Origin of the sequence: Isoptericola sp. b408 (genome assembly GCF_030588085.1) — a bacterium.
In the GTDB taxonomy this organism is placed as follows: domain Bacteria; phylum Actinomycetota; class Actinomycetes; order Actinomycetales; family Cellulomonadaceae; genus Isoptericola; species Isoptericola sediminis.
Window position 1 is genome coordinate 323,790 of record NZ_JAUQYQ010000003.1, and the last position, 19,514, is coordinate 343,303.

Annotated in this window: 22 protein-coding genes and 3 tRNA genes; 10 read left to right on the forward strand and 15 right to left on the reverse strand. The window is 74.3% G+C overall.

All coding sequences use genetic code 11. The features are described 5' to 3' along the window. Positions 1-2: 2 nt before the first annotated feature. The 4 genes from Q6347_RS10100 to bcp form a co-directional block, all read right to left on the reverse strand. Positions 3-2,318 carry a glycosyl hydrolase gene (locus tag Q6347_RS10100; protein ID WP_304607278.1) on the reverse strand — a complete coding sequence of 772 codons (2,316 nt, stop codon included), beginning with the start codon at positions 2,316-2,318 and terminating at the stop codon, positions 3-5. Between the two features lie 210 nt (positions 2,319-2,528). After that, positions 2,529-2,786 carry a hypothetical protein gene (locus Q6347_RS10105; RefSeq protein WP_171247534.1) on the reverse strand — a complete coding sequence of 86 codons (258 nt, stop codon included), beginning with the start codon at positions 2,784-2,786 and terminating at the stop codon, positions 2,529-2,531. A 90-nt stretch (positions 2,787-2,876) separates the two neighbouring features. Next, positions 2,877-2,961, reverse strand: a tRNA-Leu gene (locus Q6347_RS10110). 36 nt (positions 2,962-2,997) lie between these two features. Further along, the gene (bcp, locus tag Q6347_RS10115) at positions 2,998-3,480 is read right to left on the reverse strand and encodes a thioredoxin-dependent thiol peroxidase (protein ID WP_304607279.1); all 483 of its coding nucleotides are present in this window, start codon (positions 3,478-3,480) and stop codon (positions 2,998-3,000) included. A gap of 178 nt (positions 3,481-3,658) precedes the next feature. On the opposite strand from bcp, the gene Q6347_RS10120 reads away from it, so the two are divergent. The 3 genes from Q6347_RS10120 (at position 3,659) to Q6347_RS10130 (ending at position 4,268) form a co-directional block, all read left to right on the forward strand. Further along, positions 3,659-3,955: a co-chaperone GroES gene (locus Q6347_RS10120; RefSeq protein WP_304603803.1), complete on the forward strand. Its 297-nt coding sequence runs from the start codon at positions 3,659-3,661 to the stop codon at positions 3,953-3,955. A 90-nt stretch (positions 3,956-4,045) separates the two neighbouring features. Beyond that, a tRNA-Lys gene (locus Q6347_RS10125) sits at positions 4,046-4,121 on the forward strand. Between the two features lie 71 nt (positions 4,122-4,192). Continuing rightward, positions 4,193-4,268 (forward strand) — tRNA-Lys (locus Q6347_RS10130). Positions 4,269-4,315: 47 nt separating this feature from the next. Here the strand turns inward: Q6347_RS10130 and Q6347_RS10135 are convergent. Both Q6347_RS10135 and Q6347_RS10140 read right to left on the reverse strand, forming a co-directional pair. Beyond that, positions 4,316-4,606: a helix-turn-helix transcriptional regulator gene (locus Q6347_RS10135; protein WP_304607413.1), complete on the reverse strand. Its 291-nt coding sequence runs from the start codon at positions 4,604-4,606 to the stop codon at positions 4,316-4,318. Beyond that, positions 4,606-5,250 (reverse strand): DUF2975 domain-containing protein, encoded by a 645-nt coding sequence (locus tag Q6347_RS10140; RefSeq protein WP_304603549.1) that lies wholly within the window; start codon positions 5,248-5,250, stop codon positions 4,606-4,608. The genes Q6347_RS10135 and Q6347_RS10140 overlap by 1 nt, the downstream gene beginning before the upstream one ends. A 36-nt stretch (positions 5,251-5,286) precedes the next feature. Here Q6347_RS10140 and Q6347_RS10145 point away from each other — a divergent pair, with 36 nt between their 5' ends. From Q6347_RS10145 to trmB, 5 genes are all read left to right on the forward strand, one after another. Beyond that, positions 5,287-5,988, forward strand: a complete 702-nt coding sequence (locus Q6347_RS10145; RefSeq protein WP_304607280.1) for a type II CAAX prenyl endopeptidase Rce1 family protein — start codon at positions 5,287-5,289, stop codon at positions 5,986-5,988. A gap of 251 nt (positions 5,989-6,239) precedes the next feature. Next, the gene (locus Q6347_RS10150) at positions 6,240-7,106 is read left to right on the forward strand and encodes a hypothetical protein (RefSeq protein WP_304607281.1); all 867 of its coding nucleotides are present in this window, start codon (positions 6,240-6,242) and stop codon (positions 7,104-7,106) included. Positions 7,107-7,181: 75 nt separating this feature from the next. Then, complete coding sequence (locus Q6347_RS10155; protein ID WP_304607282.1) at positions 7,182-7,832, forward strand: hypothetical protein; 651 nt, start codon at positions 7,182-7,184, stop codon at positions 7,830-7,832. Positions 7,833-7,935: 103 nt separating this feature from the next. Further along, positions 7,936-8,343, forward strand: coding sequence for a pilus assembly protein CpaE (locus Q6347_RS10160; RefSeq protein WP_171247546.1), 408 nt, complete (start codon positions 7,936-7,938; stop codon positions 8,341-8,343). Positions 8,344-8,378: 35 nt separating this feature from the next. After that, a complete protein-coding gene (trmB, locus tag Q6347_RS10165) occupies positions 8,379-9,191 on the forward strand; it encodes a tRNA (guanosine(46)-N7)-methyltransferase TrmB (protein WP_304603553.1) in 813 nt (270 codons plus the stop codon). A 1-nt stretch (position 9,192) separates the two neighbouring features. On the opposite strand, the gene Q6347_RS10170 is transcribed toward trmB, so the two are convergent. Genes Q6347_RS10170 through Q6347_RS10190 form a run of 5 tightly spaced genes read right to left on the reverse strand, consistent with a single transcriptional unit; the run spans position 9,193 to position 13,587 of the window. After that, positions 9,193-9,798 carry an energy-coupling factor transporter transmembrane protein EcfT gene (locus Q6347_RS10170; protein ID WP_304603554.1) on the reverse strand — a complete coding sequence of 202 codons (606 nt, stop codon included), beginning with the start codon at positions 9,796-9,798 and terminating at the stop codon, positions 9,193-9,195. Continuing rightward, a complete protein-coding gene (locus tag Q6347_RS10175) occupies positions 9,795-10,487 on the reverse strand; it encodes an energy-coupling factor ABC transporter ATP-binding protein (RefSeq protein ID WP_304607283.1) in 693 nt (230 codons plus the stop codon). Before Q6347_RS10175 ends, Q6347_RS10170 begins: the two co-directional genes overlap by 4 nt. Beyond that, positions 10,484-11,581 (reverse strand): thiolase family protein, encoded by a 1,098-nt coding sequence (locus tag Q6347_RS10180; RefSeq protein WP_304607284.1) that lies wholly within the window; start codon positions 11,579-11,581, stop codon positions 10,484-10,486. Before Q6347_RS10180 ends, Q6347_RS10175 begins: the two co-directional genes overlap by 4 nt. Continuing rightward, the gene (locus Q6347_RS10185) at positions 11,578-12,993 is read right to left on the reverse strand and encodes a class I adenylate-forming enzyme family protein (RefSeq protein WP_304607285.1); all 1,416 of its coding nucleotides are present in this window, start codon (positions 12,991-12,993) and stop codon (positions 11,578-11,580) included. Before Q6347_RS10185 ends, Q6347_RS10180 begins: the two co-directional genes overlap by 4 nt. Beyond that, entirely contained in the window at positions 12,994-13,587 is a 594-nt protein-coding gene (locus tag Q6347_RS10190) for a biotin transporter BioY (protein ID WP_304607286.1), read from the reverse strand. A gap of 215 nt (positions 13,588-13,802) precedes the next feature. On the opposite strand from Q6347_RS10190, the gene Q6347_RS10195 reads away from it, so the two are divergent. Together Q6347_RS10195 and Q6347_RS10200 are read left to right on the forward strand one after the other, a co-directional pair. After that, the gene (locus Q6347_RS10195; RefSeq protein ID WP_304607287.1) at positions 13,803-15,287 is read left to right on the forward strand and encodes an NAD(P)/FAD-dependent oxidoreductase; all 1,485 of its coding nucleotides are present in this window, start codon (positions 13,803-13,805) and stop codon (positions 15,285-15,287) included. A 65-nt stretch (positions 15,288-15,352) separates the two neighbouring features. Then, on the forward strand, positions 15,353-16,267 hold the full coding sequence (locus Q6347_RS10200) for a RimK family alpha-L-glutamate ligase (protein WP_171247555.1): 915 nt from the start codon (positions 15,353-15,355) through the stop codon (positions 16,265-16,267). Between the two features lie 94 nt (positions 16,268-16,361). Here Q6347_RS10200 and Q6347_RS10205 read toward each other — a convergent pair whose 3' ends face one another. The 4 genes from Q6347_RS10205 to Q6347_RS10220 all read right to left on the reverse strand — a co-directional run bounded on the left by Q6347_RS10205 (position 16,362) and on the right by Q6347_RS10220 (position 19,504). Beyond that, positions 16,362-17,276 carry an ABC transporter substrate-binding protein gene (locus Q6347_RS10205; protein WP_304603560.1) on the reverse strand — a complete coding sequence of 305 codons (915 nt, stop codon included), beginning with the start codon at positions 17,274-17,276 and terminating at the stop codon, positions 16,362-16,364. 74 nt (positions 17,277-17,350) lie between these two features. Beyond that, on the reverse strand, positions 17,351-18,034 hold the full coding sequence (locus tag Q6347_RS10210) for an ABC transporter permease (protein WP_304607288.1): 684 nt from the start codon (positions 18,032-18,034) through the stop codon (positions 17,351-17,353). A gap of 1 nt (position 18,035) precedes the next feature. Further along, positions 18,036-18,674: an ABC transporter permease gene (locus tag Q6347_RS10215; protein ID WP_171247560.1), complete on the reverse strand. Its 639-nt coding sequence runs from the start codon at positions 18,672-18,674 to the stop codon at positions 18,036-18,038. Beyond that, positions 18,671-19,504, reverse strand: coding sequence for an ABC transporter ATP-binding protein (locus Q6347_RS10220; RefSeq protein ID WP_171247561.1), 834 nt, complete (start codon positions 19,502-19,504; stop codon positions 18,671-18,673). Before Q6347_RS10220 ends, Q6347_RS10215 begins: the two co-directional genes overlap by 4 nt. Positions 19,505-19,514: the final 10 nt, after the last annotated feature.

Consider the following 19,514-nt stretch of genomic DNA (forward strand, 5'->3'; position numbering starts at 1 on the left):
CGTCAGGGAGTCGAGCCGCCCCCGCTGAACGACCGGGCGCCGGTGGCCACGACCTGGCCCGCCGGCACGTCGACGACGGTGCCGTCGGAGAAGGTCACCGTCTGGTCCGTCGCCGTGACGTTCGACGCCACGTAGGTGCGGCCGCCCGTCCCGTCGAAGGCCGCCGCCATCGGGTCGTCGGCGTGCACGTCGGTCGCCACCGTGCCGAGCGCGGCCAGGTTCGCGATCCAGTGGTAGGTGTGCGCCGGCGTCTCGCCCTCCTCGGGGGTGAACGTCGTCGACTGCAGCAGGGACAGGGCGCGGTCCCCGTCGCCGAGGGCCAGGTACTGCCACAGGATGTCCTGCCAGACGGTCGGCGGGCCGCCGTTGACCTGCTCCAGGTGGTCGTACGAGGCGCGCACCGTCTCGGGCGAGGTGCCCAGGTAGAGGTGGGACCCGGTGATCGGCAGGGTGTTGATGCCCTGGATCATCTCGGCCTCGCCGCTGAACCACGTGGCGTAGGCGCCGCCGTCGCCCCAGACCATCCCGACCACGGGGTGCCCGAACGCGTCGGGGTACGTGGTGCCCTCGGAGTCGAACCAGTACCGCTCGATCGCCGCGGCCTGCGTGGCGTAGAGGTAGGCGCCGGCGTCGCGGACCGCGGTGTCACCCGTGGCCTCGCCCCACTGGACCAGGGCACCGGCGAAGTTCATGCCCTCGGAGCTTGACTCCTGGTTGTTCCCGGCGTTGAAGCCGGCGTGCCCGGAGGCCCAGTCGTGACCCGCGTAGATGTCGAAGTCGCGCAGGTACGGGAACCGCGTCTCGGTGCGGTCGTAGTTGTTCGCGTCCCGGATGAGCAGGTCCACCATGCCGCCGTAGTCGGAGGCCCACTGGGGGTCGAACCGGGCGAGGGTCGCCGCGGCCGCGATGTAGTAGCCGTAGTGGAAGTGGTGGTCGTTCAGCTCGGTGTCCGAGCCGTACGAGCCGGGGTAGCCGATGAGCGTGCCCCACTCGGCGTCGTAGCCGAACACCTGCTCGGTCTTGCCGGGCGTCGCGGTGAACCACTCGGTGAGCACCGAGCGCACCGAGGCCAGGGCCTCGTCACGCTGCTGCGTGCGGCCGAGCTGGTCGGCGATCTCGATCACACGGGTCGCCCGGCCGAGCGCCTTGCCCGTCCAGTAGGTGTCGGTCCGCTGGAGGTCCAGCGGGTCGGAGATCTGGTCCAGCAGGGCCTCGAGCTCCGCCTGCTCGGCCCCGGTGCCCGTCGCGACGGCGGGGACCTCCGTCAGGACGCCGCCGAACGGCGTGGCCGTGGTGAACGAGTCGACGCCGGTGAGCACGGTCATGTCACCGCGCGCCGAGGTGTACGTGCCGGTCGCGGGCGTCGCACCCTGCAGGTACGCGCTCTGGTGCGGGTACAGCGCGGCGACCGTGCCGGCGTCGGTGGCACCCGGCCACGGGGTCGTCTCGAACGTGTAGGTGGTGGTGACCTGGCCGGCGGCCTCGTCGTAGCTGTAGTCCATGCGGGTCGACGTGACCGGGGCGCGCCCCGCCGCGGTGTAGTCGTCCACGAGCGCGTCGCGCTGCGCCGTGCTGACGTCCGGCATCACGGCGACGGCGTACCGCTGCGTCGGCGCGGTGACCGAGCGGCCGCGCACGCCCCAGCTCACGCCCTCGGGTGCGACCGCGAGGTAGTCGCTGCCGCCGGAGGTGAACCCGATGCGGCCGGGCTCGTCGAGCCAGACGGACGCCGGGCCCTGCGTGGTCAGCTGTGCGTCGCCGCCGGTCGCCTCGAACCAGGAGATCGGTAGTCCGTGGCCGATGGTCGCGCGCAGCGTCTGCTGCCCGTCGTCCCACACGGGGGTCACGGTCCAGTCGGTCCAGTCGGCCACCTTGACGTCCTGGGCCGAGAGCCCGCTGACGCCCGCGAGCACGTCCTGGGAGTAGGCGTAGTGGTACTCGTTGGTGCTCAGGGTCGGCTCGGTGGTGTAGCCGATGCCGAGGCCCGTGTTCGTGGGCTTGAACGACGCCGGGTGGGCGTGCAGCGGGGTGCTGAAGCGGCAGTCGGAGAACTTGTACGCCAGCGACGACCACCAGTCGTTGGTGGGCAGCGGCGTGCTGGGCGCGTCCGGCGTGACGAAGGCGCGGGCGTCAGCGGTCACGGCGGCGCAGCCCTCGGGCGTCGGCCCGACGGGGTCGGTCGTGTAGCTGCCCGACCCCACGTCCACGACGTCGGCCGAGGCCGGGGGAGCGGTGGCGGACACGATGCCGGCCAGCAGGAGCGCGGGCACCGCGATCCGTGCAGTGCGCCGACGCCGGGCGGAGTTCCAGAACGTCATCGTTCACCTCATCGGTCGGTCGCTCGGCCTCGACGACCGTCGGCAGCCTCGCCGGCGTCGTCACCGGCTCCGAACGATCGCGTGGGAGCGATCCCACGACCCTAGTGACACGGTGGTGACACGTGCAACCAATGTCTCAGTCCCTGGGAGCGTGCAGGTCAGCAGGGTGCGGTGACCCGTCGGGGCGCCACCCGGCTCGAGAGCGGGTCGTCAGGGTCGCCACTCGTCGCGGTAGTCGGGGTGGTCGGAGAAGTCCGCCGCGCTCTCGCGCATCAGCCCCTCGGCCCAGGAGGCCTGCGCGGGACCGAACAGGCCCTGCTCGTACTGGTCGGCGTGGGCGTGGAGCTCGCGCAGCTCCGCCTCGCGCTCGGGGGTGAGCGGGACGTGACCGTGTTCCCCGCGGTGCTTGCCCTCGTGCTCCAGCAGCTCGGAGATCCGGGCCTTGAGGAATGCGCTCAGCGTGGACATGACGTCGCTCCCTTCACCGCCGCGACGGCTCGCGCCGCGTGCGCGCCGTCATCCTCGACGGTACGCCGCGACGGCCCGCGCGGCGCGGGATGGTGCGCGAGGCGGGAGTCGAACCCGCACGTCCGAGGACACCAGGACCTAAACCTGGCGCGTCTGCCTGTTCCGCCACTCGCGCGTGGCCACCCCGATCCTACGGGGCGGCGTGCCCGGGTCAGGCGGCGTCGATCCCCAGCTTCGTGCGCAGCCGTGCCACGTGCCCGGTCGCCTTGACGTTGTACTGGGCGAGCTCGACGGTCCCGTCGGTGCCGACCACCACCGTCGAGCGGATGACGCCGACGTAGGTGCGGCCGTAGTTCTTCTTCTCGCCCCAGGCGCCGTAGGCCTCCAGGACCTCGTGGTCCGGGTCCGAGGCCAGCGGGAACGTCAGGCCGTCGCGCTCGGCGAAGGTGGCGAGCCTGGCCGGCTCGTCGGGGGAGATGCCGACGACGGCGTACCCGGCCCCCTGCAGCGCCTCCAGGGAGTCGCGGAAGTCGCAGGCCTCCTTCGTGCACCCCGGCGTCATCGCCGCGGGGTAGAAGTACACGACGACACCCTGCTCGGCGCTCTCGCGCAGCGTGGCCAGCGACACGGTGCTGCCGTCGGCGGTGGGGAGGGTGAAGTCGGGGGCGGTGTCGCCGGTGGCGAGACGGGTCACGGGTGCTCCTGGTGCTGCGGGGACGGGACCGTCGCTCAGCCTATCCGCAGGTCGCGCGACGACGTCGGGCGATGCGGTGCGCGGACGGTTCTCGCGTAGCGTGGACCTCGTGAGTCCCGCAGCACCTCCCACCGCGGCCGGGGACGGCGAGCAGGCCGTCGAACCGCTGCCGATCCGCATGCTCCACGACCGGGTCCTGGTCGACCCCGAGGTCGACTCGGCCGAGCGGCAGTCCTCGGCCGGGCTCGTCATCCCGGCCACCGCCAGCGGTCCGAAGCGGCTGGCGTGGGCGAAGGTCGTGGCCAAGGGCGAGCACGTGCGCCAGGTCGAGGTCGGCGACCGGGTCCTCTACGACCCCGAGGAGCGCGCCGAGGTCGACCTGGGTGGCACCGACTACGTGCTGCTGCGCGAGCGCGACGTGCACGCCGTCGCCGAGCGGTCCGACGACGGCGGGGCGACGGGTCTGTACCTGTGACCTGCGCCGCTGTCGCGGAGGTCACACACCGCGCGGCGAGATCCGGTTGTCACCCCGCGCCGCGGTGCTGGTAGAGTTCCATACCGCTACGCGCCATTAGCTCAATTGGCAGAGCAGCTGACTCTTAATCAGCGGGTTTGGGGTTCGAGTCCCTGATGGCGCACCACGCACGCGGAGCTCACGACGTGGTCTCCGCGCGCACAGCGGCCGGCATCGAGCACTCGACGCCGTCGTGTCGCGCCATTAGCTCAATTGGCAGAGCAGCTGACTCTTAATCAGCGGGTTTGGGGTTCGAGTCCCTGATGGCGCACCACCCGAAGGCCCCCGTCGCTCCGGCGACGGGGGCCTTCGTGCTCTGTCCTAGCGGCCGTCCGTGCCGTCGGTTCCGTCGCGGCGGTCGCCCTCGCCGTCCGGGCCGGGGTCCACGCTGAGCAGGTCGCCGGGCTGGCACCCGAGCGCGTCGCAGACCGCCGTGAGCGTCGAGAAGCGGATCGCCCGGGCCCGGTTGTTCTTGAGCACCGAGAGGTTCGCCACGGTGACGCCCGCGGACTCGGCGAGCTGGGCGAGGGTCAGCCCGCGACGTTCGAGGAGCCGGTCGAGGTGGGCCACCACGCGGTGCGGGGGGCCGTCCGTGGCGTCGTCGCGTGGTATCACACCAGTCCTCGCAGCTCGTCCCGCATGGCGGCCCCGTGCCGCAGCAGCACCGCCACCCCCCAGAGGGTCGCGGCCACCGCGAACGCCGTCACGGGCACGACGACCTCGCCCGCCGGGACGGTCGCCCCCGGTGCCGTGAGGGAGCCGGCGGCGACGGCGTCGCGCACGAGCACGAGATGGCCGGCCGTCGCGACGGCCGCGGCGAGCAGGCCCCCGCCCAGCACGACCGTGCCGACCCGCCTCAGGTGCCGCGCGTTGTCGGGGTGGAAGGCGTCGCCGGTCTCGGTCGTCCGGACGACACGGCGCAGCAGCAGCCCGCAGGCGACCGCGGTGAGGCACCACGCCACGGCGGGGGCGAACACCCACAGGCGCTCGCCGGCCGTGGGCTCGACGATCGTCAGCGTCGAGGTCGTGGTCCCGCCCAGCAGGTGGCGGCCGTCGTCGCTCGCGGTGGTCGCCGCCTGCCCGGTGACGGGGACGAGGATGTTGTCCGCGACGAGCGCACCGGTCCCGGCGAGCAGGGCGGCCACGGCGGCCAGCACGGTCAGCACGGTGACGGCGCGCGACGCCGTCCGTCGTGGTGTGGAGGCGTCGTCGGTCCGCCGACGGCGCCATATCGACAATCGATACGCTAGGGTCATGGCATCACGATAATCGATATGCCAGTGAGGTGCCCGATGTCGACCCTCCCTTCCCGCACCAGCGCCCGGACCCGGGCCGGAACCGTCACCCTCTTCCTCGTCGGCTGCCTGCTGTGGTTCGTGGGCGCGCCGATCGTCGTCAGCGTCCTCGACCTCGGGCCGGTCGTGCTGGTCGGCCTCGCCGTCGTCCAGCTCGCGGGGGCGGCGGGGACGGCCGCGTGGTGGCTGCGACGCCGCGGGGCCGGGCCCGCCGCCGTCGGGATCGGGGCCGGTCGGTGGCGGCGCGACACGCTGCTGGCCCTGGCGACGGTCCCGCCCCGGCTGGCGCTCGAGCTGGGCGTCCTCGTCCCGCTGGCCGGGGGAGTGGCGAACGAGGGCGTCCAGGAGGTCCTGCGCCTGACGTCGGGTGGCTGGTCGGCGGTCGTGGGCGCGCTGGTCCTGGGCGTGGTGGGTGGCGGGCTGGCCGAGGAGCTGTGGTTCCGCGGCGTCCTCGTCGGCGCCGTCCCGCAGGTGTTCGCCGATCGTCGTCGGGCCCGGGCCGTGGCCGTCGTGGTCTCGGTCGTGCTCTTCGCCGTGCTGCACCTGCCGGCGACCGTGCCCGACCTGGTCTCGATCCTCGTCGCCGGGGCGACCTACACGGCGCTGTTCGTCGGTACGGGGCGTCTCACCGCGCCGGTGGTGGCGCACTCGTGCTGGAACGCCACCGTGATCGTGGCGCTGGTCGTCCAGCACGGGTGACCCGGACCGCCGTGACCGCATTGTCGGGTCAGCGTCCAAGGTCCCGGTCGCACAGGGTCGTCCTGCACTGACCGGACAGGGATGTCCGGCGTGACGATCGAAGGACATCTCAGGGATCCGGTGCCGCCCCGGACCAGCGTGGCCCCTCGGTGGTCGAGATCCCGCGCACGGGAGCGAGGCGAACGATCATGATGACGAGGTCGACGCGACGTGGCGTCGGAGCTGTCGCGGGAGCGGTCCTGCTGACGACGATGAGCATCACCGGCGTCCAGGCGGCGCCCGGGGGCGGCGGCCCGCCCCATCCCCCGGGCGACGAGGGCGAGCTGGGGGCCAACAACCTGTCCGTCCCGACCGTCTTCGTGCCCGGCGCGGCGGGGTCGCCGTTCGGGGGGACCTGCACGGACGGCGACGACTCGGTCGACCCGGCCGGGACGAAGGGCGTCGACACCGACGGTGACGGGATCCCCGACGAGCACCTGGACTACTGGGTCCAGGGGATCGCCACCTGGCAGGCCGACTGCGCCGAGGCCGCGGCCGACACGCTGACCGTCGGTGCCGAGTGGGGGGACAACCTGCAGAACGCCCCCCTGAAGGCCGGGACGCCCATCCGGGTGGAGATCGGCCTGTTCGCCGACCCGACGGCGTTCCCGATGCCGGGGTACACGGTGGTGAAGCTGGACCCGACGCTGCTGGACCGTGAGTCCCACTACGGGACGCTCGGTGTCGAGGAGTCCCCGTACCCGGAGGTCCGGGCCTGGGACGGCGGCGCCACCCTCGACATCCGCACCACCGACGGCTCGGTCGTGGTGGCGGACGAGATCGCCTACGGCGCCGAGGTCAACTCCACCGGCCGGGTCGTCTACGGGTACAACTGGCAGAAGCCCGTCGGCGGTGAATACCTGATCACCGTGACGACGCCGGCCGTCGGGCTCGGGGCGACCGATGCCGGCACGCTCAGCGACAGCGACGGCGACGGCGTCGACGACACGGTCACCCTCGTGGTGAACGTCGGGAACAAGGGCGGCGGCAACGGTGGCGGCAACGGCGGCCGTCCGGCCGACCGTCCCCGGGGTGGCAACGGCGGTCAGGGCGGCGGCAACGCCCTCGGCCGGGGCTGATCCGGTCGGGCCGCGTGGGTCGGGTGCCGCCACGGGTGGCACCCGACCCGGCCGGCCGGCGGAGAGGAGTGGGACATGTCCAGGATGGTGAGCAGGGTGTCGCGGACCCTGCTGGCGGTGCTCCTCGTCGGAGCCTCCGCCCAGGTGGCCGCGGCGGCGGAGGGGGAGTCCACCCCCGGGGTCACCATGACGGCGGTCAACCCGGCGTCCGCGCTGCGCGACGGCGGGCTGCGGATCGCCCTGACGGCGCACAGCGGGACGGACGGTGACGGCGTGACGTCGTGCCGGCCGCAGGACGCGACCATCGACTGCTGGGGCTCGCTGGTCCTGCAGACGCCCGGGTCCGACGGGCTGCGCCTGGCGGACCTCGAGGTCCACCGCGTCATGGTCGGCGGTGAAGGCGGCGGTCACGGCCCCGGCGGCGGTCACGGCGGGGGCCATGACGGCCATGACGGCCACCTGGCCTTCCCGGACGCGGTCGTGGACGGCGCCGGGCAGCAGGCCGTCGTCAGCGGGCAGGCCGTGCTGCGCGACCCGGGGAGCACCGGGCTGCCCCGCGGCAGCGCCGTGCAGGTCAGGATCCACCTGACGGATGTCTCGCAGGTCGCGGGGCACGACCTGGTCGACGTGCAGGTCAACGAGCTCGTGCACGGACCTGTGAAGCCCGTGCTGTACGAGTCCGGGCCGCAGCCGGTCCAGCAGGTGGGGATCCACCCGCAGGGCTGACCCGTCGAGGAGCCGCGGCCCGGCCGGGAGCGCACCCCGGCCGGGCCGCCCGCGCCGCCGGCGACCCGTTGGCGTCCACGGCCTGACGGTGCACGATGGGGTGATGATCTCCACGGAGCTCGCCACCCGGTTGCGCGACGCGGGACTCCTCTGGAAGCCCGCCGACGGCGACCGCTTCCACATCGACGCGCCCGACCTCCTCGAGGACGTCTTCACGGTCTCGACGCTCGTGGTGGAGGCGCACCACTTCGACACCGGCACGATCCTGGGGTTCAACGGGACCACCGAGTGGGCGCTGGACTCCGTCGACCTCGACGACACGCTGTGGCTGCCGCGCGAGGACCAGCTCCGCGAGCTGCTCGGCAGGACCTTCCGGGCCCTGCGGTACGACGGAGAGGTTTTCGCCGTCGAGGTCGAGCTGCTCGGCGAGCAGCGCGTCTTCGAGGCCCGCGACGCGTCCGACGCCTACGGGGAGGCGCTGCTGGCGCTCATCGGGCTGTCCTCGGTGTGACCCGCGCCGGCGGCGGGCACGACTACCCTGGTCCGGTGCCGAACCCATCGCAGGAGAACCCCGGGACCCCGCAGGACACCCCGGGAGACGACACCGTCGACACCCGTCACCACCGCCGTCCGCTCAGCTTCGTGCGGCGCACCGCGCGTCTGACCCCGGGGCAGCAGAAGGCGTGGGACACGCGCCGTCACCGCTACCTGGTGGACGTCCCGCACGAGCACCGGGACCTCTCGGTGCACCCCGACTGGCAGTTCGACCCGGTCGCGGAGTTCGGCCGCACGGCCCCGCTCGTGCTCGAGATCGGGACGGGCCTCGGCGAGTGCGTCGTGCACGCCGCGGCGACCCACCCCGAGCGTGACCACCTGGCGGTCGAGGTCTACCGGCCGGGCGTCGCGCAGACCATCGTGCGGGCCGGGCACGCCGGTGCCGACCCGGCGGTGGCCGGCGGGGACCCCGGGCACGAGCTCGACAACCTGCGGATCATGCAGGTCGACGCCGCCGAGCTGCTCGGTCACGGGCTGCCGGAGGGCAGCCTGGACGAGCTGTGGGTGTTCTTCCCGGACCCCTGGCCCAAGAAGCGGCACCACAAGCGCCGCCTCGTGACCCCGGCGTTCGCCGAGCTGGCGGCCCGCGCGATCCGGCCCGGCGGCCGATGGCGGCTGGCGACCGACTGGGCCGAGTACGGCGAGGTCATGCTGGAGGTCGGCGACGCCGCCGACGGCTTCCGCAACGCCCACGGACCGGGCGGCCGGGCGCCGCGCTTCGAGGGCCGGGTCATGACCAGCTTCGAGCGCAAGGGTCTGAACGCCGGCCGTTCGGTGACGGACCTGGAGTACGTCCGGGTCTGACTCAGTCGTCCAGCCCACGGGCCCGCAGGGCCTCGCCGAGGGCGTCGGCCCGGCGCAGGGACCCGACGACCAGCGGGACGGCGAACGCGCGCACGTCCGCCTCCCGGCCCCGCGCCCGCTGGGCGTCCCGGACCCGCGCGGCCAGGTCCGCCAGGACCGGTACCGAACGCAGCGTCAGGGCCAGCACGAGCGCCACCCGCTCGGGGTCGACGCCCCACCGGCGGCCAGGCCGCAGCGCGCTCTCCAGGGTGTCCAGGACGTCCTGCGTCGCCGTGGTGGCCGTCACGAGACCGGCGAGGGCCACCAGGGCGACGAGCCGGGTGCTGAGCACGACGGCCTCGACCGGGCCCAGCAGCCACCACTGCACCGCCAGCAGGCACACGACCACCCAGCGCAGCGGGCGGACGTGAGCCCACAGCACGCGGGGGCCGAGACCGGCGAGCGCGTGCAGCGCGACGACACCGACGACGGCGATCCCCGCCCCGAGCGGACCGCGCACGCCCAGCAGCGCGAGCGAGCACAGGCACAGCGCCACCAGCTTCGGGCCGGCGCCGAGCCGGTGCACGGGCGAGCCGCCGGTCGGGGCCGCGGAGGTGGTCCCGGTCATCGGACCGGGGCCGCCATCAGCGTCCGGTAGGCCGGCACGGCCACCGCCGGGACGTCGTCCACCACGACGCGACCCTCGTCGACCACGAGCACCCGGTCGTAGCCGTCCACGAGGTCCAGGTCGTGGGTGACGAGCACGACCCGCTGCTCCAGGGCCGCCAGCCGGTCCGCGATCAGCCGGGTGTTGCGCAGGTCCAGCAGCGTCGTCGGCTCGTCGGCCACCACCAGGTCGGGGGCGGTCACGAGGACGCTCGACAGCGCGAGCAGCTGCTTCTGCCCGCCCGAGAGCAGGTGCGCCGGGTGGTCGGCGTGGTCCGCCAGCCCGTGCCGTGCCAGCTCGGCCGCCACCCGGTCCCGGACCTGCGCGCGGGACAGCCCCGAGTCGCGAAGCGAGAAGGTGACGTCCTCGGCGACGGTCGGCATGACGATCTGCGCGTCCGGGTCGGTGAAGACGAACCCGACCCGGCGACGGACGGCCCGGCCGTGCCGCCGCACGTCCAGCCCGTCGACCAGCACGCGGCCCGACGTCGGGGTCACCAGTCCGTTGAGCAGCCGGGCCAGGGTCGACTTGCCGGACCCGTTGGCGCCGATCACCGCCACCCGCCGCTCGGTCAGCCGCACCGACACCCCGCGCAGCACGTGCCGGCCCTCGCGCCGCACGTGGACGTCGTCGAGCACGATCTCGCTCATCGCACGACCTCCAGCAGCAGCGCCACGCCGATGCCCCCGGTGCCGGCGGCCGTGGCCACGCCCAGCGCCCCGGCCGGTGCCCCGCCGCGGACCAGGCGGGAGTACAGCCGCACGACGGCGATCGCCCCGCTCGCCCCGAAGGGGTGCCCGGCCCCCAGCGCGCCGCCGTCCGGGTTCCAGCGCGGGTCACCCAGCGGGTCCAGCCCCAGGTCCTCGGCCACGACGAGCGCCTGGACGGCGAAGGCCTCGACCAGCTCGACCGCCGCCAGGTCCGCCGTCCCGACACCGGTGCGCTCGCACACCGTGCGCACCGCCCGCACCGGCGCGAGCAGAGGCATGTCCGGACCGCACGCGACGGTGGCCGCACCGCGGACGCGCAGCCCGGGGGGTCCGTCGGGGACGAGCGCCACGGCGGCGGCCCCGTCGGCGGCCGGGGCCGCCGAGGCCGCCGTCACCGACCCGTCGGGGCCGAAGGCGCCCGGCAGCCGGTCCAGGACCCGGCCGGGCAGCGGTCGGGCGTGCTCGTCGCGGTCCAGGCCGCCGACGCCGGTGACCTCCGGCCCGAACCACCCGGCCTCGTGGGCCGCTCGTACGCGGCTGTGCGAGGCGATGGCGTAGGCGTGCTGGCGCTCGCGGGTGACGCCGCGAGCGCGGGCGAGCCGGTCCGCGGCCTGACCCGCGTCCGGGTCGGCCCACGGGGGCGGGGCGAACGAGGCCCGGCGATAGTCGAGGCGGCCGTGCGACCGCGCCGGGGCGCGGGTCGTGCTCTCCACCCCACCCGCGAGCACGACGTCCGCGTGACCGGCGTCGACCAGCGCCGCGCCCGTCGCCACGGCCGCCAGCCCGGAGGCGCACTGCCGGTCCACGCTGATCCCGGGCACGGCGAGGCCGAGCCCGGCGAGCGCCGCCCGCCGGGCCACGTTCCCGCCGTGCCCGGCGGCGTTGCCCAGCACCACGTCGTCCACCCGCCCGGCGGACGCGTCCTGCGCCGCGGCGCTGAGCACCGCGGCGGCCAGCCGTGTCTCGTCCGCGTGGGCGTGCCCGGCGGCAGGACGCCCGACCCAGGTGCGGCGTGCCGCGACGACCACGCTCACCGCAGCACCGTGAGGTCGCCGACGCGCGCGGACGGGTCGTGTCCCGCCACGGCCGCGCCCAGCGCGGACCGCGCGGCCTTGCCGTTGGAGGTCCGGGGCATCGCGGCGAGGCGGTACCAGCGGCGGGGCCGTTGCGCGGGGGTGAGCGTCGCGCGTGCGACGCGCTCGAGGTGCGCGCGCAGGCCGGACCGCTCGTCGGCCTCGACCACGGCGACGACGACCGCGCCGAACCGGCGGTGCGGCGCCCCGACGACCACGACGTCGCGCACCCCGGGCACCGGGCGCAGCGCCGCCTCCACGTCCTCGGGCACCACGGTGGCGCCGGCGGTGAGGATCGCGCCGTCACCACGGCCGCGCAGCCGCAGCGCGCCGTCGGCGGGCAGCGACGGGGTGCCGGAGGTCGGCAGGTCGGCCAGGTCGCCGACCGTGCACCATCCGTCCTCCGTGCGCAGCGGACCGGAGGCGCCGGCGAGGTACCCCGTCGCCGTCCAGGGCGAGCGCACCCAGACCTCGCCCAGACGGGTGCCCGGCTGCGGACGCACCTGGACCTCCACCTCGGGGAACGGGACGAGCCCGGCTCCGGTGTCGATCGCCACGAAGCTCAGCTCGACCGCGCCGTAGTAGGTGACGACCCCGACCCCGTGGGCGCGGGCCCGCTCGTGCTGGACGGGGTCCGTCCCGGCCCCGCCGACCACGGCGGTGCGCAGCCGGGAGGGCATCCCGGCGTCGAGGGCGTCCAGCACGTCGTCGAGACGGGACGGCACCAGGTGGGCGACGTCGGCCGCGGCGAGCGCCGCCGTCGTGGCGGGGGCGGAGGGTGCGAGCATCACGCCGGCACCGGTCGCCAGGGCGTGCACCGCGGCGAAGCAGTGCAGCGAGCTGGTGAGCGGCCCGGTGACCAGCACCGTGTCCTCGGGGCGGGTCCCGGTCAGCCGGGAGACGTGCTCGAACGACGCCGTCCACGACCCGCGGCTGCGCACGACCGCCCGCGGGCGCCCGGTGCTGCCCGAGGAGAACCCGGCCCAGGCGGGGGTCGACGGGTCCGGGGCGGGCCCGGGGGACGGGGGAGGACCGCCGTGGCCGCGGGGGAGCGGGGTGCGCACCTCGGTGGCCGGAGCCAGGGCGCGCAGCACCTCGGACCGTTGGTGCCCGGGCCAGGCGGGGTCGCCGACCAGTCCGACGCCGCCCGCGTGGTCCACGGCCAGCAGCGCGACCAGGGTGTCCAGCGGGTCGGGGAGCGACAGCACCACGAGGTCGCCGGTGACCGTGCCGGTGGCCCGCAGGTGCCCGGCCCCCGCGACGACGTCGGCCGCGAGCTCGGCGTAGGTGCGGCTGCGCTCGCCGCCGCGCACGGCGACCCGGTCGGCGGCGGGGCCGTGCGCGTGGCGCAGGACGTGGTGGGCGACCGGCACTCAGCCCTCCTGACCCGGCCGGCGCAGCGCCGACGGGTAGGCCCGTGCCACGGCGGCGGTGACGGCGGCGCAGGCCAGCGCCTTGAGCACGTCCCCGGGGAGGAAGGCCAGCGACAGCATCGCCGTCTCGGGCAGGGGGACGCCCGTCAGCGCGGCCTGGACGGGGATCCCGACGGCGTAGACGACGCCCACCCCGCCGGCGAGCGCGGCGGCCAGCACCCCGAGGAAGGTCACGCGGCGCTGCCGCTCGACGAGCCAGCCCACGACGAAGGCTCCCGCGACGAACCCGACGAGGTATCCGGCCGAGGGGCCGACGAACACGCCCAGCCCGCCGCGGCCCCCCGCGAGCAGCGGCAGCCCGGCCGCCACGAGGGCGAGCAGCGTCAGCACGGCCAGCGCACCGCGCCGCGCGCCCAGGATCGCCCCGGCGAGCATGACCCCCAGCGTCTGCAGGGTGATCGGGACGGCGTTGCCGAACAGCGCGATCGACCCCGGCAGGCCGAGGACGGCGATGAGGGCGGCGAAGGTCGCGATCCGCGCGGCGTCGGCGGTGGTGGTGGTCCGGGTCGTGGTCCCGGCGACGGTGTCGGTCAACGGTGCTCCTTCGTCGTGCGCGGTGCGGGGGCGATCCCACTCTGCTGTCCCCGCCGCGTGCGGGGCGCCGGTCCGGTCGGCCAGCCCGGCCCCACCATCGTGCACGAATCCCACAAGCGGTTGTCGGGTTCGGCCAACCTCGCGGTCCCCGGGTGGTGGGACACCGCAGCACGACTCACGCTGCGGAACCCGCCGCGACGCGACACGATGCACCGATGGAGCAGACCTACGACGTCATCGTCATCGGGGCCGGCCCCGTCGGGGAGAACGCGGCCGACCGGGCGGCGCGCGGCGGGTTGTCCGTCGCGGTCGTCGAGGCCGAGCTGGTGGGTGGGGAGTGCTCGTACTGGGCATGCATCCCCTCCAAGACGCTGCTGCACCCCGGGGCGGCCCGGCAGGTGGCGCGCGACGCGGCCGGCGTCGCCGACCCCGGCCCGCTGGACGTGTCGGCGGTGCTCGCCCGGCGCGACGAGATGACCGGCGAGGGGGACGACTCCGGCCAGGAGGACTGGCTCGCCTCGGTGGGCATCACGCTGGTGCGGGGCCACGGCCGTCTCGTCGGTGAACGCCTCGTCGAGGTGGTCCCGGCCACCGGTGTCGACGACGACGCCGAGGGGGAGACGCACCGACTGGCCGCGCGCTGCGCCGTCGTCGTCTCCACGGGGAGCGCGCCGGTGGTCCCGGACGTACCCGGACTCGCCGCCGCCAACCCGTGGACCTCGCGCGAGGCCACCGCGGCCGAGGCCGTGCCCGAGTCCCTGGTGATCCTCGGCGGGGGCGTCGTCGGGGTCGAGATGGCGACCGCCTACGCCGACCTCGGCGCGCGGGTCACCCTGCTCGCCCGTGAGGGGCTGCTCGAGGGCGCCGAACCCTTCGCCGGGGAGATGGTGGCCGACGCGCTGCGTGCCGCCGGGGTGGACGTGCGCCTCGGGGTCGAGGCCCGGCGGGTCGAGCGACCGGCACCCGGAGGGCCCGTCACCGTGACGGTCGCCGGTGACGACGGGCCCGGGACCGTCACCGGGGCCGAGCTGCTCGTGGCCACCGGCCGGCGGCCCCGCACCGGGGACGTCGGGCTGGACAGCGTCGGGCTGGAGCCGGGCACGCCCCTGACGATCGAGGACTCGACCGCCGTGCAGGGCGTCGCACGCGACGTCGTCGGGCACCCGTGGCTGTTCGCGTGCGGCGACGTGACGGGGCGGGTCGGGACCACCCATCAGGGCAAGTACCAGGCGCGCGTGGCCGGGGACGTGATCGCCGCCCTCTACGGGTCCGGCGGGGACGGCGAGGCGGCGGCCGCGTCGTCGGGCACCGGGTGGAGCCGGTACGCCGCCCGGGCCGACCACGGGGCGCGCACGCACGTCGTGTTCGCGCACCCCGAGGTCGCCTGGGTCGGTCCGACCGAGGCCGAGGCGACCCGTGCCGGCCTGCCGGTGCGGACCGTGTCCGTCGACCTGGGCGGCGTCGCCGGCGCCGCGGTCACCTCGCCGCACTACGCCGGACGCGTCCAGGTGCTCGTCGACACCGAGCGCGAGGTGATCGTCGGGGCGACCGTCGTCGGTCCGGACGCCGCCGAGATGCTGCACGCCGCCACCATCGCCGTCGTGGCCGAGGTGCCGCTCGGCACGTTGTGGCACGCGGTGCCCGCCTTCCCCACGGTCAGCGAGATGTGGCTGCGCCTGCTGGAGGCCTACGGCCTGTGAGCCGGGGCGGTCCGCCTGCCGGTCGCTCGCGCCCGGTCCCGCGAGGCCCCGATATCCTGGGGCCCGTGACCACCACGACGAAGCGAGTCGGACTCGCCACCTGCTCCGTCCTGCCCGACCTCGACGCGGACGACCGTCCGATCCTCCCCGCGCTCGCCGCACGCGGCGTGACCGCGGAGCCGGTCGTGTGGGACGACCCGGACGTCGACTGGTCGTCCTACGACCTCGTCGTGGTGCGATCCACCTACGACTACTCCCCGCGCCGCGACGAGTTCATCGAGTGGGCCCGGTCGGTGCCGAACCTGGCCAACGCCGCCGACGTCATCGCCTGGAACACCGACAAGACCTACCTGCAGACCCTCGACGAGGCGGGCGTCCCGGTGATCCCCACGATCTGGCTCGACCCCGAGCGCCACCTCGGCAAGCGCGCCATCCACACCCGGATGCCGGCCTTCGGCGACTTCGTGGTCAAGCCGGTCGTGTCGGCGGGCGCGAAGGACACCGGCCGCTACCAGCCGGTGAGCGCCGAGTCGCGGGCCCTGGCGATCGAGCACGCCAAGGCGCTGCTGGACGACGGCCGTGCCGTGATGATCCAGCCCTACGTCACCAGCGTCGACACCGCCGGGGAGACCTGCCTGGTCTTCGTCGACGGCGAGGTGCAGCACGCGGTGCGCAAGAACGCGCTGCTGACCGGCCCGAGCCGGCCCACCGCGGGGCTGTACCGCAAGGAGCAGATGGAGCCGGTCGAGCCCACCGCGGCGCAGGTCGACGTGGCCCGCCGGGCGATCGCCGTGGCGCACGACCGCCTCGGGGTGACGAAGCCGTTCCTCTACGCCCGGGTCGACCTGGTCACGGGCGAGGACGGCACCCCGACCGTCATCGAGCTGGAGCTCACCGAGCCGTCGCTGTGGCTCAAGCACGCCGGTGACGCGGGGACCGCGGAGCGTCTCGCCGACGCGATCGTCGCCCGCCTCGGCTGAGGCCACCCCGGACACGCATCGAGCGTGCTCACTCGGGCCCTTTCCTGAGCGAATGAGGGCCCGAGCGAGCACGCTCGATGTGCGTGCGGGACGGTCAGGCGAGACCGTTCTCGCTGAGCCAGTCGGCGGCGATGTCCTCGCTGGAGCGCTGCTCCTCGGTGGACTGGACGTTGAGGTCGACCAGACCCTCCGGGGTCAGGGCGGCGCTGACCGGGTTGATGACGTCCGCCACCTGGTCGGCCACGTCGGTGCTGACCAGCGGCACGACGTTGGAGGCGAGGAACAGACCCTCGGGGTCCTCCAGCGTCACGAGGTCCTCGGTCTGGATGCGCGGGTCGGCGCTGAAGACGTTCGCGACGTCCACCGTCCCCGCCACCAGGTCCTGCACGGTCGTGTCACCGGTGGCCTCGAACGCGACGTCGACGTCGTAGACCTCCGACAGCCCCTGCGGACCGTACGGGCGCTCCTCGAGCTCGGCCGGACCGCCGAGCGTGAGGTCCTCGAGGCCGGCGAGGTCCCCGATCGAGGTCAGCCCCTCGGCCTCGGCGAACGCGGCCGTCACGTTGTAGGAGTCCTGGTCGGTGGCCGGTGACTGGTCCAGCACGGTCAGCGACTCCGGCAGGGCGTCGGCGAGCTCGGCGTAGACGTCGTCCGCCGAGGTCGCGGTCGTCTCCGGGTCGTAGTACTGCAGCAGGTTGCCGGTGTACTCCGGGAAGACCTGCACCTCGCCGGCCTCGAGCGCCGGCATGTAGGCGTCCCGCTGGCCGATGGAGTAGTTGCGCTCGACGGTGAAGCCGTCGGCCTCCAGGGCCTGGGCGTAGATCTCGGCGATGATCTCGTTCGAGTAGTAGGCCTGCGAGCCGACGACGATCGTGTCGGAGGACGTCTCCTCGCCGCCGTCGCCCGTGTCCTGCTCCAGCGGGTCCGAGTCGCCCCCGCACGCGGTGAGGGTCAGCAGTGCCGCTGCTGCGCCGGCCACGAGTGCGGTGGTGCGTCGGATGGTGCGCATCTGTGTGCCTCTTTCCAGGTGCCAGGTCGGCGTGGGCCGTCCCAGTCAAGCACGGGGTGCCCGGTTCGTCCTGTTCAGTCGGCGGAGCGTCGGGCCGCGACACCGTGCGGCACGACCGCACGCTCCAGCAGCGCGAACAGCAGGTCGAGCACGACGGCGAGCACCACGATGACCAGCGCCGCACCGAGGATCTGCGCGAAGTCGCGGATCTGGATGCCCTGGACGATGTAGAAGCCCAGCCCCCAGCTCCCGACGTACCCGGCGAGCGTCACCGTGGCCACCACCTGCAGGGTCGCCGAGCGCAGGCCGCCGATCAGCAGCGGTAGACCCAGCGGGATCTCCACCTTGCCCAGCACCTGACGTGACGTCATGCCGACCGCCCGTGCGCCGTCGACCACCCGGCGCTCCACGGCCTCCACGCCGGAGTAGGCGCCCGCGAGGATCGGCGGGATCGCCAGCAGCACGAACGCCGTCGTCGACGCCCCCACCTTGTGGGTGACCCCGAAGACCAGGACGAGCAGCAGCACCAGACCGAACGACGGCACCGCCCGCGCCGCGCCCGACAGCGCGACCGCGGCCTCGCGACCCCGGCCGGTGTGCCCGACGAGCCAGCCGGCCGGGACGGCCACGGCCGCGGCGATGAGCACGGACACGAACGTGAACGCCAGGTGGGTCCAGATCGCCTCGGAAAGAGGCAGCGAACCCGACTGCGCGTCGGGGGAGAAGATCCAGGCGATCGCGTCGGCGAAGAGGTCCATCTCACGCCCCCTTCCGGGTCCAGGGCATGAGCGCCCGCCCCGCGAGCACCAGCAGCCAGTCCACCAGCAGCGCGATGACGACGACGGCGACCACGCCGGCGAGGATCTCGGGGATGATCTGGCGCTGGTAGCCGTTGGTGAACAGGTAGCCGAGGTTGTCGATCCCGATGAGGATGCCGACGGTGCACAGCGAGATGGTCGACACCGCGGTCACCCGCAGGCCGGCCAGCACGACCGGGCCGGCCAGGGGCAGGTCCACCTGCCAGAACCGCCGCCACGTGCCGTACCCGACGGCGTCGGCCGCCTGCCGCACGGACGGCTCGACGGAGGACAGCGCGTCGGCGACGAACCGGGTCATGATCGCCACGGCGTAGATCGTCAGCGCGACGATCAGGTTGACCTCCGACAGGAAGCTGATGCCCAGCAGCGGCGGCAGCAGCGCGAACAGCGCCAGCGACGGGATCGTGTACAGCAGGCCCACGGCCGTCAGCACCACGCCGCGGGTGAGGCGGAAGCGGAACGCGAACCAGCCCGCCGGGATCGACAGCAGCAGCCCCAGGACGATGGGCAGCGCGCTCTGCCGCAGGTGCTCGACCGTCAGCCGACCGATGAGGTCGAGGTTCTCGACGACCCAGCTCATGCGGTGCCTTCGTCGTCGTCCCCGACCAGCCGGCCCTGGGTGCGGCCCGTGGCGTCCACCAGCACCGTGCCGTGACCGGTCTCCTTGGTGCGCAGCGCCCGGGCGCCCCGCTCGGTGCCGATGAAGCTGGCCACGAACTCGCTCGCCGGGTTCTCGATGATCTCGCTCGGGGAGCCGATCTGGGCGACCTGCGCACCGGTCTCGAGGATCACCACCTGGTCCCCGAGCAGGAACGCCTCGTCGATGTCGTGGGTGACGAACACGACGGTCTTGTGCAGCTCCTGCTGCAGGCGCAGCGTCTCCGTCTGCAGCTCGGCCCGCACGATCGGGTCGACGGCACCGAACGGCTCGTCCATGAGCAGGATGTTCGGGTCGGCGGCCAGCGCGCGCGCCACCCCGACGCGCTGCTGCTGGCCCCCGGAGAGCTGGCTCGGGTAGCGGGTGGCCAGCGAGCGGTCCAGGCCGACGACGTCGAGCACCTCCATGGCGCGGTCCCGGGCCTGCTGCTTGGGCGTGCCCTCCAGCCGCAGCACGGTGGCGACGTTGTCGACGACGCGGTGGTGGGGGAGCAGGCCGCCGTTCTGCAGCACGTACCCGATGCTGCGCCGCAACCGCACGGGATCGCGCTCCGCGATCGACTCGCCGTCGATCTCGATGGTGCCCGACGTCGGCTCCACCATGCGGTTGATCATCCGCAGCAGGGTGGTCTTGCCGCTGCCGGAGGAACCGACCAGCACCGTCGTGGTGTGGGCGGGCACGACCAGGGAGAAGTCGTCGACGGCGTGCGTGCCGTCGGGATAGGTCTTGGTGACCGACCGGAACTCGATCATCGGGTCTGCT